The sequence below is a fragment of the Caballeronia cordobensis genome (assembly GCF_001544575.2).
Classification (GTDB): Bacteria; Pseudomonadota; Gammaproteobacteria; order Burkholderiales; family Burkholderiaceae; genus Caballeronia; species Caballeronia cordobensis.
In genome coordinates this window covers 78,554-96,013 of sequence record NZ_FCNY02000007.1, presented here as the reverse complement: position 1 = coordinate 96,013, position 17,460 = coordinate 78,554, and the positions used below count along the sequence as shown (strand labels likewise).

Below are 17,460 nucleotides of genomic sequence, written 5' to 3'. Positions count from 1 at the left end.
TTCAGGGCGATTCCTTCAGCACGCGGAGCTCCGGCTGCGCCGGGGTCTCCGCGGCGTGACGACCCTCCGCCGGGCCGCGCTCGCCCGGCGCGGCGTGAATCTGCATTTGCGGCAACAGCATCTCCAGCCCCGCCTCGTCCATCTTGAGCTTGAGTCTCGCGTTGAACGCGCGCGCCACGCTCCATTGCTGCAACGGCCGCGTCTTGATCTGCCCTTTCACGACGATGCAGTTCGCCTCGAAACGATCCAGCCCGAAGATCTCGACGGGACCGAGAATGTCCTGGCGAAAGCGATAGTCCTGCATCAGCTCCGCGCCCACTTCCACGATCATCCGGTTGATGTCGTCCATCTTCGCCGAGAACGGCACCCTGATTTCGAAGACCGCATTCGCGAAATCGCGCGAGAGATTCTTCACGATCTTGATCTGCGAAAACGGAATCGTGTGCACCGCGCCCTGACCGTCGCGCAGGCGGACCGTGCGGATCGTGAGGTCCATCACGGTGCCGGCATGACCGCCGTCGATATCGATCCAGTCGCCGACCGAGATCGTCTCCTCGACGATGATGAACAGTCCCGTGATGAGATCGGTGACGAGCGACTTCGCGCCGAAGCCGACCGCGAGACCGATCACGCCGGCGCCCGCGAGCAGCGGCGTGAGATTGATGCCGAGCGTCGCGCAGGCGACGATGGCCGCCAGCGTCGCGACCGTCACGAAGATGGCGTTGCGCACGAGCGGCAGCATCGTGCGGGCGCGCACGCCGGGGCTCAGCGCCTTGTTGCGCGAACTGTTCGGCCCGAGCGCTTCGAGAATGATGCTGTCGATCAGAATCCAGATGAACCACGCGCCGAACACCGTCGCGACCACGGCGATGAGCGCGTGCCGGAAGCCGGGCGTCATCGCGCTGTGCTTGATGAGCCGCGCGATCGGCCCGCTCCATAGCTCCAGCTCGAAGCGCAGATACGCGAGCCAGATCATCAGCACGACGAGCGTACAGCCGAAGCGCAGAAGCCGCGTGAGATGCGGCGCGCGCCGCTGCGCGCGCGTGTCGCGCCGGCGCGTCAGATGCAGCAGCAGCGCCGAGACGAATAGCGTCAGCACCAGCAGCACCGCGCTCAGCAGCGATGGCCGCAGCACGTCGCCTTCCGCGCCGCGCCCGTCGAGGATCGCCACCACCGAGGCCGCCGCGATCAGCAGCATCGGGATATGCCACAGCGAAGCGAGAATATCGAGCGCTTCGGTCGCGAACTGATGATCGCGCCTGCGCGCATACGGCCGGTTGCGGATCAGATGCGTGACGGGCCGCCGGTAAGCAAGCGCGAAATAACCGCTCAACAGCGCCGCAGCCAGCGTCGCGAAGGTCGATATGACGCCCGCGAGATTCGGGCCGAGCTGACGCGTGACATCGGCGTTGGCGGTCGCATCCCCGAGCGCGCCGCATGCGCCGATCGCGAAGAGCGGCCAGAACGTGCGCGCGAGCAGTTGCTGCACGGCGACGCGGCGATGCGCGGTGCTGAAGATCGAGAACACGATCATGCAGATCGCGGAAAAAATCGAACCCGCGACGATCGCATAAGCGATGACGAGCCCGAGCGTGCGCCCGAGCGCCTCCGGCATGTTGCGCGCGAGAAGCAGCACCGCGAAGAACGCGACGACCCACGGCCCGGTCTGCCGCAAGGCGAAGGTCAGCAATTGGATCCATGTTGGATTCGGCGAAAGCGCGCCCTTGCCGCCATCGCGCAGGAAGAAGCGCCGCTGCAGGCGGATCAGCACGAACGCGCACAGGCCCCAGACCGCGAGCGTCGCGCTCATCCGCGCAACGATCTCGCCGATCGATTCGCCATTGGCATCGGCGCCGATCGCGCGCAGCTCGTTCGCCGCGGCGCTCGACCGCGCGCTCCAGAAACGCAACGGCGTAATGCCTGCGCTGAGATTCGTTTCGACCGATGCAATGCCCGATGCGATCGCGCCGAGCAGATCGCCGCCGACGGGCGCGGGCGCGGGCGGCGCGGTTTTCTGCGTCGCGTCGCGCAGCATTTTCAGTTGCGCGACGAACGCGCTGCGTTGCGCATCGTTGTCGAGCGTGCCGATGAGCGTGTTCAGCGCGCGCACCATTTCGGCCTGACTCGCGGGCGTCGGCACGGACGCGGCCTGCGGCGACGAGGCGGCCCAGTTTGAGATGATGCCCTGCATCGACGCGGGCAGAGGCGCGGCCTGCGCGCATCCGCATCCGATGAAGACGCCGAGCGCGATCATCCACGCGCGAGCGTAAGCAAGGACATGCCCGACTTCGATGCGCCGCGTGAATGCGCTCATGGAGAGACCTCCAGGGATTCATTCCCGTTTCGCGAGATCGCGAACGACTTCGAGAGGCTGCATGCGGCTGCTTTGGCTCTCGCGCAAAGATTAGCGCATCGAATTCAGGCGTGTCATCCCTCGCGCTGTCCGCCGGCTTGCGAGCCGACGAACGCGCATCACTGCGCGCCGCCGCTCAGCACCACACGCCGGAAGAACTGCCCGAGCACGTCTTCGGCGAACTGCGCGGGCACCGATTGCGGGTCGGACGAATAGAAGAACTGCACGCCGTCGCACAGCGCGATCAGGCCGAGCGCCATCTGCTCGGCGGGCATGGTGAGCGGCGTGCCCACGCGCTCGGAGAAGGCGCGGATGTAATCGGTCGTGGTCTGCCGCAGCTCGCGCATGAGCGCATTGAAGCTCGCGCGAAAGCTCGCGTCGCGGCTCGCGTGCAGCTTCGCCTCGACCCACAGCAAAAAGCACGCGTTGTTCTGATAACACTCGCTGTAATACTGCAGCACGCGCGCTTCCATGTCGGCGCGCGAGGCTTCGCCATCCTCGAAAAGGGTGGAAAGCCGCTGCATGATCGTGTCGTGATCGCGCTTGAGCACTTCGAGCAGAAGCTCGGCCTTGCTCGAAAAATTCGAATAGAACGCGCCGCGCGTATAACCCGCGTCGGCGGCGACATCCTCGACGCTCGACGCGCCGAATCCCTTCGTGGTGAAAACCGCCTGGGCAGCGTCGAGCAGACGCTGGCGCGTCTGGTCACGGCTCTGCTCGCGGGTGAGACGTACTGGTTTCATCCCCAAAGTGTAGCACCGCGCGGCTTACGAATCCGGCTTTGCATTCAGATACAACTGTGTATTAGAATTCACTTCGTACTGACGTCCGGGTCGTCGAAACCCTTGCCGGACGCGGCTTCCAGGTCTGTTCGACGACCTATGCCGCGCAGGCTCGTTTCTCGAATTTGCCTGCCGGACCACCGTTTCCCTTGCTTCGCCCATGAACGGCGCGCCTCGCTTCGAAGGCGTGCCGCACCATGCCCTTGCGGGCGCCGAGGTTCCTGTGAAGCTCTTCCCCTCACCCGCGCCTGTCGTGGCGCGCGCGGCACTTCTTTCGATCGTCTGCGCAGCGCTTGTCGCCTGCAAGCGGCATGAGACGCCCGCACCCGCGCCGCGTCCGGTCGTCGCCGTGGCGGCGCAGGCCGATGGCCACGCGAGCTCGTCGAGCCTGCCCGGTCAGATTCAGTCGCGTTATTCGACGCCCCTTTCGTTTCGCATCAACGGCAAGATTCTCGAGCGGCGCGTGCGGCTCGGCGACAACGTGAAGGCCGGGCAGATCGTCGCGCGTCTCGATCCCGCCGATGTCGAAAAGAACAACGCCAGCGCCCGCGCGCAGCTCGATGCCGCCGAGCATCAGCTCATCTATGCGAAGCAGCAGCTCGACCGCGACCGCGCGCAGGCCGCCGAAAACCTCATCGCGCCCGCACAGCTCGAACAGACGCAGAACGCTTACGCGTCCGCGCTCGCGCAGCGCAATCAGGCGCGCCAGCAGGCGGGACTGTCGTCGGATCAACTGCGCTACGCCACGCTTTTGGCCGATCACGCGGGCGTCATCACGGCGGAGCAGGCCGACACGGGCCAGAACGTCACCGCAGGCCAGGCCGTATACACGCTCGCCTGGAGCGGCGATATCGACGTGATCTGCGACGTGCCCGAAACCGCCCTGCCCGCGTTCGCCGTCGGCAAGGAGGCGATCGTGAAACTCGCCGGTCTGCCGGGCAAGACCTTCAAGGCGCGCGTGCGCGAGCTTTCGCCCGCCGCCGACTCGCAAAGCCGCACCTGGCGCGCCAAGCTCACGCTCGAAACGCCCGCGCCCGACGTCCGCCTCGGCATGACGGCGGATATCGCGTTCGCCTCGTCGGATGCGGATAAAGGCGCGTTCACGGTGCCATCGACGGCGCTTTTCCACGACAACGGCCATCCCGCCGTGTGGATCGTGAAGCAACCCGGCGATGCGCTCGAACTGCGGCGCGTCGAAGTCGCGCGCTATGGCGAGCGCACCGTGACGATCGCAAGCGGCGTCTCGGCGGGCGATCGCATCGTGTGGCAGGGCGTGCATACGGTCACCGCGGGCGAAAAGGTGCGCGTTGTCGCGCCCTTGCATCCCGAGGACTTCGCCTCATGAGCGACACCAGCAAAACCCGCGACGCACCCGAAGACGACAACAACGCGCATCGCCACGAAGAAGGCCGCTTCAATCTCTCGGCGTGGGCGCTGCGGCACCGCGCGCTCGTCGTGTTTCTCATTGCGATGTCGACGCTCTTCGGCATCCTCGCCTACACGCGGCTCGCGCAATCCGAAGATCCGCCCTTCACGTTCCGCGTGATGGTCATTCGCACCTTCTGGCCGGGCGCGACCGCGCGTCAGGTGCAGGAAGAAGTGACCGACCGCATCGCGCGCAAATTGCAGGAAACGCCGTACACGGACTTCATGCGCAGCTATTCGCGCCCCGGCGAGTCGCTCTTGTTCTTTCAGATGAAGGACTCCGCGCCCGCGAAGGACGTGCCCGAAGAGTGGTATCAGATCCGCAAGAAGGTGGGCGATATCGCGGCGACCTTGCCGCCCGGCGTGCAAGGCCCGTTCTTCAACGACGAGTTCGGCGATGTCTACACCAACATCTACGCGCTCGAAGGCGACGGCTTCTCGCCCGCGCAGTTGCACGATTACGCCGACGCCCTGCGCACCGTGCTCCTGCGCGTGCCGGGCGTCGGCAAGGTCGATTACTTCGGCGATCAGGAAGAGCGCATCTACGTGGAGATTGCCAATACCACGCTCACGCGCCTGAACATCTCGCCGCAGCAGATCGCGCAGGCCATCGACGGACAGAACGCCGTCTCGCCCGCGGGCGTGCTGACCACGCCCAACGACCGCGTGTTCGTGCGCCCGAGCGGCCAGTTCAAAAGCGTGGACGCGCTCGCCGATACGCTCATCAACGTGAACGGCCGCTCGTTCCGTCTCGGCGACATCGCGACGATCAAGCGCGGCTACATCGATCCGACCGTCACGCAGATGCGCTCGGCGGGCACGCCCGTGCTCGGCATCGGCGTCACGATGCAGCCGGGCGAAGACGTCGTGCGCCTCGGCAAATCGCTCGACGCGCAAATGACCACGCTGCGCGCGCAACTGCCGGCGGGCCTCAAGCTGACCGAAGTGTCGAGCATGCCGCGCGCGGTCTCGCATTCCGTCGATGACTTCCTCGAAGCGGTCGCCGAAGCGGTCATCATCGTGCTGATCGTGAGCCTCGTGTCGCTTGGCGTGCGCACGGGCATGGTCGTCGTGATCTCGATTCCGATCGTGCTCGCCGTCACCGCGCTCTTCATGTATCTGTTCGATATCGGCTTGCACAAGGTGTCGCTCGGCACGCTGATTCTCGCGTTGGGCCTGCTCGTCGATGACGCGATCATCGCCGTCGAAATGATGGCCGTGAAACTGGAGCAAGGCTGGAGCCGCGCGCGCGCCGCCGCGTTCGCCTATACGAGCACCGCGTTCCCGATGCTGACCGGCACGCTCGTCACGGTTGCGGGCTTTCTGCCGATCGCGCTCGCCAAATCGAGCACCGGCGAATACACACGTTCGATCTTCGAAGTGTCGGCCATTGCGCTGATCGCGTCGTGGCTTGCCGCCGTCGTGCTGATTCCGCTGCTCGGCTACAAGCTGCTGCCCGAGCGCAAGAAGGAAGCGCATCTGCCCGACGATCACGAACACGATATCTACGACACGAAGTTCTACGGCCGTTTGCGCCGCTGGGTCGGCTGGTGCGTGGAGCGGCGCTTCGTCGTGCTCGCGATCACGGTCGTGCTGTTCGTCGTCGCGATGGCCGGCTTCTCGCTCGTGCCGCAGCAGTTCTTTCCGAGCTCGGACCGGCCCGAACTGCTCATCGACGTGCGCCTGCAGGAAGGCGCGTCGTTCGATGCGAGCTTGCGCGAAGCGAAGCGCCTCGAAGAAGCGCTCAAGGGCCGCGATGAAATCGATCATGTGGTGAGCTTCGTCGGCACGGGCGCGCCGCGCTTTTATCTGCCGCTCGATCAGCAATTGCCGACGCCGAACTTCGCGCAGTTCGTCGTCACGGCCAAGTCGGTCGAAGCGCGCGAGGCGCTTGCGCGCTGGCTCGAACCGATGCTGCGCGAGCGCTTCCCCGCCGTGCGCACGCGGCTCTCGCGGCTGGAGAACGGGCCGCCGGTCGGCTATCCGGTGCAGTTCCGCGTGAGCGGCGACGAGATCGGCACGGTGCGTCACATCGCCGAGCAAGTGGCCGCCGACATGCGCGCCGATTCGCGCACGACCAACGTGCAGTTCGACTGGGACGAGCCTTCGGAGCGTTCGGTGCGCTTCGAGATCGACCAGCAGAAGGCGCGCGATGCGGGCGTCACGTCGCAGGACGTATCGAGCTTTCTCGCGATGACGCTCTCCGGCACCACGGTGACGCAGTATCGCGAGCGCGACAAGCTCATCAGCGTCGATCTGCGCGCGCCCCGCGCCGAACGCGTCGATCCCGCGCGCCTCGCCACGCTCGCGATGCCGACGCCGCATGGCCCCGTGCCTCTGAGCGCGCTCGGGCGCGTCGTCGATACGCTCGAATACGGCGTGATCTGGGAACGCGACCGTCAGCCGACCATCACCGTGCAATCGGATGTGAAGGGGGACGCGCAAGGCATCGACGTGACGCACGCCATCGACAAGAAGCTCGACGAGATTCGCCGCGCGCTGCCGGTGGGTTATCGCATCGAAGTGGGCGGCCCGGTCGAGGAAAGCGGCAAGGGCCAGGCGTCGATCAACGCGCAGATTCCGGTGATGGTGATCGTCGTGCTCACGCTCTTGATGATTCAGTTGCAAAGCTTCTCGCGCGTGATGATGGTCGTGCTCACCGCGCCGCTCGGGTTGATCGGCGTCGTGGTGACGTTGCTCGCGTTCGGCAAGCCGTTCGGCTTCGTCGCGATGCTCGGCGTGATCGCGATGTTCGGCATCATCATGCGCAACTCGGTGATTCTCGTCGATCAGATCGAGCAGGACATCGCCTCGGGCCACAAGCGTTTCGATGCGATCATCGGCGCGACGGTGCGGCGCTTCAGGCCGATCACACTGACGGCGGCGGCCGCCGTGCTTGCGCTGATTCCGCTTCTGCGCAGCAACTTCTTCGGCCCGATGGCGACCGCGCTGATGGGCGGCATCACGAGCGCGACCGTGCTCACCCTCTTCTATCTGCCCGCGCTCTACGCCGCGTGGTTCCGCGTGAAGCTCGACGAACGCGAAGGAGCACCGTCATGAATCGCCGGCTATCGATGACTTTGGCGTGCCTCGCGCTCAACGCCTGCGCATTCGGCCCCGACGGCAAGCCGCCCGCGATGCCGCAGCCCGCGCATTACGGCGCGCAACCGCAAGCGGGATCGAGCGTGACGGCCGAAGGCGCGTCGCAGCATTTCGACGTCGGCGCGAAGCCCGTGCCCGAATGGTGGAAGCTGTACCGCTCGGATGCGCTGAACGCGCTCGTCGACGAAGGCTTGCGCGCAAGCCCGAATCTCGCCGCCGCCGACAAGAGTCTCGTCGCCGCGCGCGAGCAATTGCGCGCGCAGGTCGGCTCGTCGCTGCTGCCCACCATCGATGCGGGCGGTCAAGTCACACGGCAACGCGGCCTCGGCATTCCGCAAGGCGGGCCGCCAACGGTGCTCTATAACCTCTTCGTCGGGCAGATTCAGGCGCAATACACGTTCGATCTCTTCGGCGCCGCGCGCTATGCGAATGCCTCGCTGGCCGCGCAGGTCGACAGCCAGGCCTTTCAGCTCGATGCCGCGCGCCGCGCGCTCGCCGCGAACATCGTGACCGGCGCGATCGGCGCGGCGGCGCTGCATGCGCAGATCGACGTGACGGCCCGTCTCGTCGCACTGGCGCAAGACGACGCGCACGATGCCGAGCGCCGTTACGCGCTCGGTTCGGCTTCGCGCACCGAGATGCTGAACGCGCAGCAGAACGCGGCGTCGCTCGCCTCGCAATTGCCGGGCTTGCGCGCGCAATGGCTCTCGACGCGTCATGCGCTGGCCGTCCTGCTCGGACGCACGCCCGATCGCGCGCCCGACGATCTCGATCTCGCGAGCCTCGCCGTGCCGTCCGACGTGCCGGTCGTGCTGCCATCGGAGCTGTTGCAGACGCGCCCCGACATCCAGGCCGCCGACGCCGCGCTGAAAGGAGCCGCCGCGCAGGTCGGCGTGGCGACCGCGCAGTTGTTTCCGAGCCTGTCGCTCTCGGCATCGATGGGCAAAGGCGGCTTCGACTGGCCGACGGCGCTGTCGGGCGCGGGCGCGCTGTGGAGCATCGGCGCGTCGCTGTCGCAGCCGATCTTTCATGGCGGCGCGCTGCTCGCGCAACGGCGCGCGGCCATCGCCACTTACGACGCCGCCGTCGAGCAATACAAGCAGACCGTGCTCGCGGCCTTCCAGAACGTCGCGAACACGCTGGCCGCGCTCGAAACCGACAGCGAAGCGCTCGCCTTCGCCGACACCGCGAGCCAGGCAGCGCGCGACGCCTCGGCGGATGCGGCGGCGCGCGTGCGCCTCGGCGCGATTGCTCCGCGCGCCGCGCGCGGCAGCGAGCAGCAATACCTCAACGCGCGGCTATCGACCATTCGCGCGAGCAGTGCGCGCATGAGCGACACCGCCGCGCTGTTCCAGGCGATGGGCTCGCCCGTCGCGTCCGGCGCGACGCTATCAAAAGGCGATGAAAGCACCATAAAGTAAAGCGAAGGCCGTCCGTAAACAGCATGAAAGCATTGGGTTTCCCATTGGCGGAAACCCTGCCTCATCCTGTCCACGGAGAATTCCAACCATGAAGGTCGTCACCAAACTGAGCCTGGGCTTCGGCATCGTGCTGTCGATGTTGTTCGCGGTGCTCGTCTTCGGACTCGTCAGCATGGCGCAGATCCAGGCGCGTTTCGACGAGGTCGTCGAGGTCAACAATGCCGAAGCGAAGCTCGCGCACACACTGAGCCTGTCGGTGAGCGACCGCATGATCGCGCTGCGCAATATCGCGCTCCTGACGGACACGGTGGCGGTCGAGGCGGAAAAGGCGCGCGTGCGCGAGCAGGCGCGCGGCTACACGCAGGCTTACGACGCACTCGCCGCGCGCTTCAGGGAGAACCCCGATACGTCGGCGAACGAACGTGCGGTCCTCGACAAGCTGCGCGCGAACGACGCCGCCGCCGCGCCGATCATCGAAAAGGCGATCTCGCTTGCCGAAGCGCGCGAGCAGCAGGCGGCGGTGCGCGTGCTGACGGGCGAATTGCGGCCCGTGCAGCGCGACTGGATGAACGCCACGCACGAACTGGTCGCGCTGCAGGATGAACAGAACGACATCGCGAACCGCGACGCCGACGCCGCCTATGCGCGCGCGAAGGCGATCATGCTCGCGCTCGGCGCGGCGGCCGTGCTCTGCGGCATTGCGGCGGCGCTCGTCATCACGCGCGGCCTCACGCGTGCGCTCGGCGGCGAGCCGGACGAAGCGAAGGCGCTCGCCGCGCGCATCGCGGAAGGCAATCTGCGCGAGCCGGTCGGCATCGACGGACGCGATCCCGGCAGCCTCATGGTCTCGCTCGAAACGATGCGCGCGCGCCTCAACACCATCGTGCTCGGCATTCAGTCGTCGAGCGTGGCGATCGCGGAAGCGGCCGGCGAGATCGCGCAGGGCACGGTCGATCTGTCCAAGCGCACCGAATCGCAGGCGGCCTCGCTCGAAGAAACGGCGGCGAGCATGGAAGAGCTCGCGAGCACCGTCGCGAAGAACGCCGACAACGCGGCCGAAGGCACGCACGCCGCGACCCGCGCGTGCGGCGACGCAACCCGCGGCGGCGAGACCGTCACCGATGTCGTGGCGACCATGCGCGGCATCACGCAGGCTTCGTCGCAGATGGCGGACATCATCGGCGTGATCGAGGGCATCGCGTTTCAAACCAATATTCTCGCGCTCAACGCGGCCGTGGAAGCCGCGCGCGCGGGCGATCAGGGACGCGGCTTCGCGGTCGTCGCGGGCGAAGTGCGCGCGCTCGCGCAGCGCAGCGCCGTGGCCGCGAAGGAAATCAAGACGCTCATCGACGATTCGACCGCGCGCGTGTCGAACGGCTCGGCGCTCGTCGAGCACGCGGGCGGCACGATCGACGGATTGGTGGCTTCCGTGACGCGCGTGACGGCCATCATGAGCGAAGTGGCCGCGGCGTCGGGCGAGCAGCGCATGGGCATCGATCAGGTGAATGTCGCCGTCGCGCAGATGGACGAAGTCACGCAGCAGAACGCGGCGCTCGTCGAAGAGGCGTCGGCTGCGGCGCAATCGCTGGCCGAGCAGGCCGACGCGCTGCGGCAGGCGGTGGCGGTGTTTCAGGTGGAGCGCGCGGCGTAGCGGCGAAGCGGCGCACGGTCAATCCGACAGCCCGCCCAGCGTCTTCTCATGCGCAACCGACGGCGGCGCTGCGGGCGCGGCCGTCGCCACCCGCGCCTGTGCGAGCGCGCGATACGTGACCATCGCGCCGGCGATCGCGAGCCCGAGCGGGATCAGGAACGCCTGCTCGACACGCGTGAATTCGAGCGTGAGCACGAGCGCGGTCAGCGGCATCTGCATCGCCGAGGCGAGGAAGGCGGCCGCGCCGATCACCGCGAACGCGCCGAGCGGCGTGCCCGGCCAGAACATGTTGAATGCGCTGCCGAGCACCACGCCGAGCAGCGCGCCGTTCGTCAGGCTCGGCGTGAGCAGGCCGCCCTGCGCGCCCGCGCGCAGCGAACTCACTTCGATGGCCACCTTCAGCACGAGCAGCACGCCCGCGAGCGCGAAGCCCAGGCGATCGTCGAACGACAGGCCGGCGGCGCTCTTGCCGTTGCCGGCCAGCTGCGGATACCACATCACGAGCACGCCGATCACCGCGAAGTTGAGCACCAACAAGAGCGGCAGCGCATTGCCGCGCGCCGCGTTGTCGCGCGCCGCCTTCGTCAGCACGACGAAAAGCCGCGCCGCCGCGCCGAACAGCGGGCTCGTGACCACCGCCCAGGCGATGAGCTGGGCATCGAGCGAATACACCGGCAGACGATATGTCAGTTCGTCGCCGAGGCCGATCCACGCGACGACCGCGCCGATCGCCGAGGTCGCCAGCGCCGCCGTGACGATCGGCCATTCGAAGGTGCCGAGCAGCACTTCGAGCACGAAGACCGCGCCGCCGAGCGGCACGTTGTAGACGGCGGCGAGCCCCGCGCCCGCGCCGCACGCGACCATGACGCGCGCCTGCGCCGGCGTCAGATCCGCATAGTGCGAGAGCCAGCCCGCCCACAGCGCACCGATCTCGCGCGGCGCGACTTCGCGGCCGAGCGGCGAGCCCATTGCGACGGTGACGATCTGCAGGACCGTATGCGCGAGCGTCGTCAAGACGGGCATGCGCGGATCGTCCGACTTGAGCGCCTTCGCGATGCTCACGAGCGGCTTGCCGAAACGATAGATGCACCACCAGCCGACGCCCGCGAACACGCCGCACAGCGTCAGCACGATGAAGCGGCGCAGCGGCGGCGCGCCGCTGATGCCTTCGAGAAAGCTCTCGCTGCCGGGCAGCGCATCGAGGCTGTAACCGAACGCGACGTGCTGGATCGCGTGCAGCAGGAGCGCGAGCGACATGCCGCCCAGACCCGCGCCGAGCCCGACGAGCACGGTGACGATGACGAGCTTCGTGGCTTTTATCGGCGAGGGCATCGCGTTCACCTCGGGGGAAAAGACGAGAGCGTAGCGCGGCCGCGATGCGCGGGTCTTCGCGGGATGCGCGGAATTTCGAATATACACGGCTTTGTTTTGCGGGCGGGATATCGCGCGCGCCTGCCGGTCGTCCTTGGGAAATGCGCAAAGTCTCACTATGATCGAATCGTTCATCAGGGAGGCAGCGTGAGTCTCGTGATCTCCGGCCGCATCGTGCCACTTGCGCGGAACGCTGAGAAGAGCACGTTCCAGGGCAAGGTATGGATCGGCGACGACGGGCGCATCGAGCGCGTCACGCGCGGCAACGCGGCCGGTCCGCGAAGCGGCTTCGACAAGGCCGCGAAGGTCGATGCGGGGCACAACCTCGTGCTGCCCGGCTTCATCGACCTGCATAGTCATCTCGCCTACGCCACCCTGCCGCTCTGGACCGAGCCGGGCCGCACCAAGCCGTTCCTGCATCACGATTCGTGGCCGTCCGCGAGCACCTATGCCGCCGACATCACCTGGCCCGCCTACGCCTTCATCGAAGCCGCACCCGAAGCGCTGCTCGCCTATGCCGAAGTGCGCGCGCTCGTGGGCGGCACGACGAGCATTCAGGGCTCGCCGCCAAAGAACCGCCCGCTCGACGGCTGGATGGTGCGCAACGTCGAAGACGAAACGTTCGGCGGCACTATTGCATCGACGCGCGTGCTGGCCTCGACCCTCACGCTCAAGCCCGACGTGCTCGCGACGCGCGCATCGCAAATGAAGGCGGGCGCGAGCTTCATCTATCACTGCGCCGAAGGCCAGCCGAACTCCATCGTCGCGGGGGAATATCAGAGCGCGCGCAAATGCGGCTGCCTGCAAAAGGACTTCGTCGCGATCCACACCAACGCGCTCGATCCCGGCGATTACGCCGCGTGGACCGATCCGGGCACCATCGTCTGGTCGCCGTTCTCGAATCTCTGGCTCTATGGCGGCACGACCGACGTGCCCGCCGCGCTCGCACGACACATCCGCGTGTGCGTCGGGTCCGACTGGGGGCCGTCCGGCACGCGCAACGTGCTCGGCGAAATCAAGGTCGCCGCGCTCGTGAGCAAAAGCCGCGGCTGGAAGCTCACGCCCTTCGATCTCGTGCGCATGATCACCTGCCATCCCGGCGACGCGCTCGCCGGACCGTGGAACGTGCAGGCCGGCCGCCTTCAGCCCGATGCGCTCGGCGATGTCGTGATTCTCTCGGCGCGCGCCGCCGCCGATCCGTTCGCGGCCGTGCTCGCCGCGACCGAGCGCGACGTGCGGCTCGTGGTCATCGGCGGACAGGCGCGCTATGGCGACGCCGCGCCGATGAAAGCCGCGAAGGCGGCGTTTCCTTCGCCGCTGACGGTCGCGGGCACGCGGCGCGTCCTGTCGATGACGCAACTCGACGACGCATCCGCGCCGTGGACCTTCGCGCAGGTTCTCGCGCGTCTGAAAGCGGTGCGCGACGATCCGAAGAAGGCGCTCGACGCCGCCGCGAACGCCTCCGCCGAAGCGCGCATGACGGGCGCCGCGCCCCGCTTGCGGCTCGCGCTCGACATGCCGCTCGGCAAGGTGCCCATCGGCGGGCTGCCGAAGAATCTCGGCCAGATCGTGGTGCCGCCGATCCAGCCGCTTAGCCACGATGCGGCGTTCTTCGCGTCTGTCGCCGGGCGAGGTTTTCACGGCGGCCTGCTCGACGGGCTCGCCAGGTTCTACGCGTGATTTCGCGAGCGGATCATGGCCACCAGGACACCTTCCTTACTTCAGTCGCAAACGGGCGTGCTGCTCGCCGAACGCGCCGGTCTGCTGAAGGCGCCGCACACAAAGCTGCCCGCCGCCGCCCGCGATCAGCTCGACGCCGCCGAGCGCGAAGTCGTCGTCGATGCGCTGCTGACCGCCATCGGCGGCGCGTACTGTCATCTGCATCAGAAGCGCGCGGGTTACGCGAACGATCCCGTGCAGGCGCTCGAACTGCTGCGCACGCACGCCGCCGACATGAGCGAAGCCGAGTTCCACATGATCGTGACGGGCATCGTCGTCGATCTGCGCGATGCGCACACGCTCTATGCCGGACCGGCGTCGCTCGCGGGCGCGGTGGCGCAGCTTCCGTTTCTCGTCGAGCAATACGGTTCGACGGACACGCCCTCGTTTCTCGTCACGAAAGTGGCCCACGGCAAGCTCATCAAGGACGCCGCGTTCAGGCCCGGCGTGCTGCTCGATACCTGGAACGGCATGCCGTTCGAGCGCGCGGTGGCCCTTCACGCCGACCGCGAAACCGGCGGACGTCCCGACGCGCGTCTTGCCCGCGCGCTCGAATCGCTGACGTTCCGCTCGCTGCAATACGGCCCGCCGCCCGATGAACTGTGGGTGGATATCGGCTTTCGCGACGGCCCGGGCAAGGCGCGGCGCGAAGTGCGCATCCCGTGGCGCATCGTGTGGCCGGGCCGGCCCGCGACCGGCGTGCGGCCCGGCGCGCACGCGGCGCTGCGCGTCGCGATGAGTCCGGCCGCGGAACAGGTCCGGCGCGCCAAGAAGCTGATGTTCTCCGGCAAGGAATGGCGCGCCGAAAACCTGCGTGCGGAAATCGCGCGCGACGCGGGCTGGATCAAGACGCGCTTTCCCGATGCGCTTTCCGCGAGAACGTATGCGACCAAAGCGCTCGGCGAGGTCGGCTATGTGCGCATCTGGACCTTCGATGTCGGCGATCACGAAGCCTTCGTCGATGAAGTCGTGCGCCTCGTGGAACGCTTGCCGGACCGGGGTCTCATCGTCGATGTGCGCGGCAATCCCGGCGGCCTCATCTGGGCGGCGGAGCGCCTCTTGCAGATCTTCACGCCGAACAAGGTCACGCCGACGCGCTTCAGTCTCGTCGCGACGCCGCTCACGCGCGCCATGGCGAAGAGCGCGTTCAACCGCATGGAGCTGGAGCCGTGGATCGCGTCGCTCGAATCCGCGATCTCGACCGGCGAGGCGTATTCGCAGGCGCTGCCGATCACCGATCCGTCGTGGTGCGACGACATCGGCCAGCGCTATGGCGGCCCGGTCGTGTGCGTCGCCGACGCCAACACGTATTCGTCGGGCGATCTCTTTTGCGCGGGCTTCGTCGACAACGAAATCGGCGCGCTCGTGTGCGTGGGCCAGGCGACCGGCGCGGGCGGCGCGAACGTGTGGACGAGCCACGATCTGACCGATGCGCTCGACGGCACCGACTTCGCGCTGCCGCGCCTGCCCGACGGCGTGAGCTTCACCATGGCCTTTCGCCGCGCGGTGCGCTCCGGCGGCGCGGCCGGCGTGCCGATCGAAGACCTGGGCATCGGCGGCATTCCGTATGCGATGACCCGGCGCGACGTGCTCGACGGCAATGCCGATCTCATCGACTGGTGCGCGCAGTTGCTCTCTGGCGCGCCGTATTCGAGCCTGCGCGTGACGCTCGGCAAGTCCGACGTCACCATCGCGACGGCCGGTCTCGACGAGCTCGAACTGTATGTGGACGGCAGGCCCGCCGAAGCGGCGCGCGCCATCGCGGACGGCACGCTTAAACTGCCGCGCCCGGCGGCGGGCGCAATGCTCGAAGTCGTATGCCGCAAGTCCGGCTTCGTGGCGCAGCGCCGCCGCGTCGCGCTCGCCTGACCAACGGCGTCAGTTCTTGTCGGCGACGACCTGATCGAACGTGCCGCCATCGGTGAAATGCGTCTTCTGCGCCTGCTGCCAGCTACCGAACATCTGTTCGACGGTGAATGTTTTCAGCGGCTTGAACTCGCTCGCATGTTTCGCGAGCACATCGGCATTGCGCGGACGCAGATGATGCTTCGCGATGATCTCCTGCGCGGCGGGCGTGTACAGGAAGTCGAGATACGCCTGCGCCTCTTTGCGCGTGCCGCGCTTGTCCACGACCTTGTCGACGATCGACACCGGCGGCTCGGCCAGCAGGCTCACCGACGGATACACCGCGTCGAAGTCCTTCGCGCTCGCGCCCGCGCTCATCAGGCCGACTTCGTTTTCGAACGTGACGAGCACGTCGCCGATGCCGCGCTGCGTGAAGGTCGTCGTCGCGCCGCGGCCGCCCGTATCGAGCACGGGCACGTTCTTGAAGATCGCTTTCTCGAAGTCCTGCACCTGCGCGTCGCTCGCGCCCTGCTGCTTCTTGTAGCCCCATGCGGCGAGATACGCATAGCGCCCGTTGCCCGAGGTCTTCGGATTCGCGATCACCACCTGCACGCCGGGGCGCGCCAGGTCGTTCCAGTCCTTGATGTTCTTCGGATTGCCCTTGTGCACGAGAAAGACCATCGTGGTCGTATAGGGCGCGCTCGCGTCGGGCAGACGGCTGCGCCAGTTCGCGGGCACGAGCTGGCCGCGTTCGGCGAGCAGGTCGATGTCGTTGGGCTGGTTCATCGTCACGACATCCGCCTGCAGGCCTTGCGTGACGGATAACGCCTGCGCGCTCGATGCGCCATGCGATTGCCGCACCGCGACCGTCTCGCCCGTTTTCCTGGCGTAGTCCGCGACGAAGGCCGCGTCGATATCCTTGTAGAGCTCGCGCGTCACGTCGTAGGACACGTTGAGCAGCGACGTCTCCGCATGCGCGATGCTCGCCGATGCCGATGCGATGCAAAGCGCGACCGCGATAACCAGCTTCTTCATTTCTTCTCCGTAGACAGGGTTTCGATCCGCACAACACACAAAGGCCGCCCGAGGGCGGCCATGCCATTCAATTTTCCGGAAGCGGGGCTAAGCGTAAGCGCGTCGCGCCTCCTCTTCGTATTCGGGCGATGCACGGCGCGCGAGCGTCTCGATGAAATGCTTCGCGAGCGGCCACGGCCCGAAGCCCGCCGCCGTGTTGATATGACCCGCCTTGCCGAGATTCACGAACGCGCTATTCCAGCGCTGCGCGAGCGTGCGCGCTTCGTCGAGCGGCATCCACGGATCGGTCTCGCTGCCGACGACGAGCGACAGCGTATCGAGCCTGCGCGCGCTGAATGCGCCGGCGAAACGGAACTTCGCGGGGCTCGCGGGCGCAACGAACAACACGCCCTTCACCTTCGAAGCCTGCGCGTGATTCGCGTCCGGCTGCCCGAGCGCATGCGCGGTCGCGAGGCAGCCGAAGCTATGCGCCGCGATCACGACGTGCCCCTCGACGCTTGCGAGCACATCGCGCACGGCGTCGCTCCAGATGGCGAGATTGGGCGTGTCCCAGTCGCGCTGGCCGACGCGCCGCGCGCCCGGCACCTCGGTTTCGAGCCAGCTCTGCCAGTGCGCCGCCTCGCTGCCGTGCAGGCCGGGCACGGTCACGAGCGTGACCGACGACAACGACGACACCTCCACGCTGCGCTCATTCATCTTCGTTCCTCGCCGTCACTCGAATGGGTCAGGCTCCATTCTCGATGAACGCGCGATGGC

At 67.2% G+C, this 17,460-nt stretch carries 11 protein-coding genes; 6 read left to right on the top strand and 5 right to left on the bottom strand.

The annotated features are described in order from the left end of the window. Nucleotide 1 precedes the first annotated feature (1 nt). Both AWB70_RS14960 and AWB70_RS14955 read right to left on the bottom strand, forming a co-directional pair. Complete coding sequence (locus AWB70_RS14960) at nt 2-2,314, bottom strand: mechanosensitive ion channel domain-containing protein (protein WP_053569032.1); 2,313 nt, start codon at nt 2,312-2,314, stop codon at nt 2-4. Nucleotides 2,315-2,472: 158 nt separating this feature from the next. Next, nucleotides 2,473-3,096 carry a TetR/AcrR family transcriptional regulator gene (locus AWB70_RS14955; protein WP_014250480.1) on the bottom strand — a complete coding sequence of 208 codons (624 nt, stop codon included), beginning with the start codon at nt 3,094-3,096 and terminating at the stop codon, nt 2,473-2,475. A gap of 262 nt (nt 3,097-3,358) precedes the next feature. Between AWB70_RS14955 and AWB70_RS14950 the strand changes: the two genes are divergently transcribed. The 4 genes from AWB70_RS14950 to AWB70_RS14935 all read left to right on the top strand — a co-directional run bounded on the left by AWB70_RS14950 (nt 3,359) and on the right by AWB70_RS14935 (nt 10,734). After that, complete coding sequence (locus tag AWB70_RS14950; protein WP_053569260.1) at nt 3,359-4,480, top strand: efflux RND transporter periplasmic adaptor subunit; 1,122 nt, start codon at nt 3,359-3,361, stop codon at nt 4,478-4,480. Then, nucleotides 4,477-7,620 (top strand): efflux RND transporter permease subunit, encoded by a 3,144-nt coding sequence (locus AWB70_RS14945; RefSeq protein WP_053569031.1) that lies wholly within the window; start codon nt 4,477-4,479, stop codon nt 7,618-7,620. Before AWB70_RS14950 ends, AWB70_RS14945 begins: the two co-directional genes overlap by 4 nt. Beyond that, nucleotides 7,617-9,083 (top strand): efflux transporter outer membrane subunit, encoded by a 1,467-nt coding sequence (locus AWB70_RS14940; protein ID WP_053569030.1) that lies wholly within the window; start codon nt 7,617-7,619, stop codon nt 9,081-9,083. Before AWB70_RS14945 ends, AWB70_RS14940 begins: the two co-directional genes overlap by 4 nt. 88 nt (nt 9,084-9,171) lie before the next feature. Next, the gene (locus AWB70_RS14935) at nt 9,172-10,734 is read left to right on the top strand and encodes a methyl-accepting chemotaxis protein (RefSeq protein WP_053569029.1); all 1,563 of its coding nucleotides are present in this window, start codon (nt 9,172-9,174) and stop codon (nt 10,732-10,734) included. An 18-nt stretch (nt 10,735-10,752) separates the two neighbouring features. Here AWB70_RS14935 and AWB70_RS14930 read toward each other — a convergent pair whose 3' ends face one another. Further along, a complete protein-coding gene (locus AWB70_RS14930) occupies nt 10,753-12,066 on the bottom strand; it encodes a chloride channel protein (RefSeq protein WP_053569259.1) in 1,314 nt (437 codons plus the stop codon). Between the two features lie 186 nt (nt 12,067-12,252). Between AWB70_RS14930 and AWB70_RS14925 the strand changes: the two genes are divergently transcribed. Further along, nucleotides 12,253-13,785: an amidohydrolase family protein gene (locus AWB70_RS14925; RefSeq protein ID WP_235024253.1), complete on the top strand. Its 1,533-nt coding sequence runs from the start codon at nt 12,253-12,255 to the stop codon at nt 13,783-13,785. 15 nt (nt 13,786-13,800) lie between these two features. After that, on the top strand, nt 13,801-15,693 hold the full coding sequence (locus AWB70_RS14920) for a S41 family peptidase (RefSeq protein ID WP_053569028.1): 1,893 nt from the start codon (nt 13,801-13,803) through the stop codon (nt 15,691-15,693). 9 nt (nt 15,694-15,702) lie between these two features. Here the strand turns inward: AWB70_RS14920 and AWB70_RS14915 are convergent, their stop codons facing one another. Then, on the bottom strand, nt 15,703-16,704 hold the full coding sequence (locus AWB70_RS14915) for a sulfate ABC transporter substrate-binding protein (RefSeq protein ID WP_053569027.1): 1,002 nt from the start codon (nt 16,702-16,704) through the stop codon (nt 15,703-15,705). Nucleotides 16,705-16,791: 87 nt separating this feature from the next. Beyond that, on the bottom strand, nt 16,792-17,400 hold the full coding sequence (locus tag AWB70_RS14910; RefSeq protein WP_053569026.1) for an RBBP9/YdeN family alpha/beta hydrolase: 609 nt from the start codon (nt 17,398-17,400) through the stop codon (nt 16,792-16,794). Between the last annotated feature and the right edge of the window lie 60 nt (nt 17,401-17,460).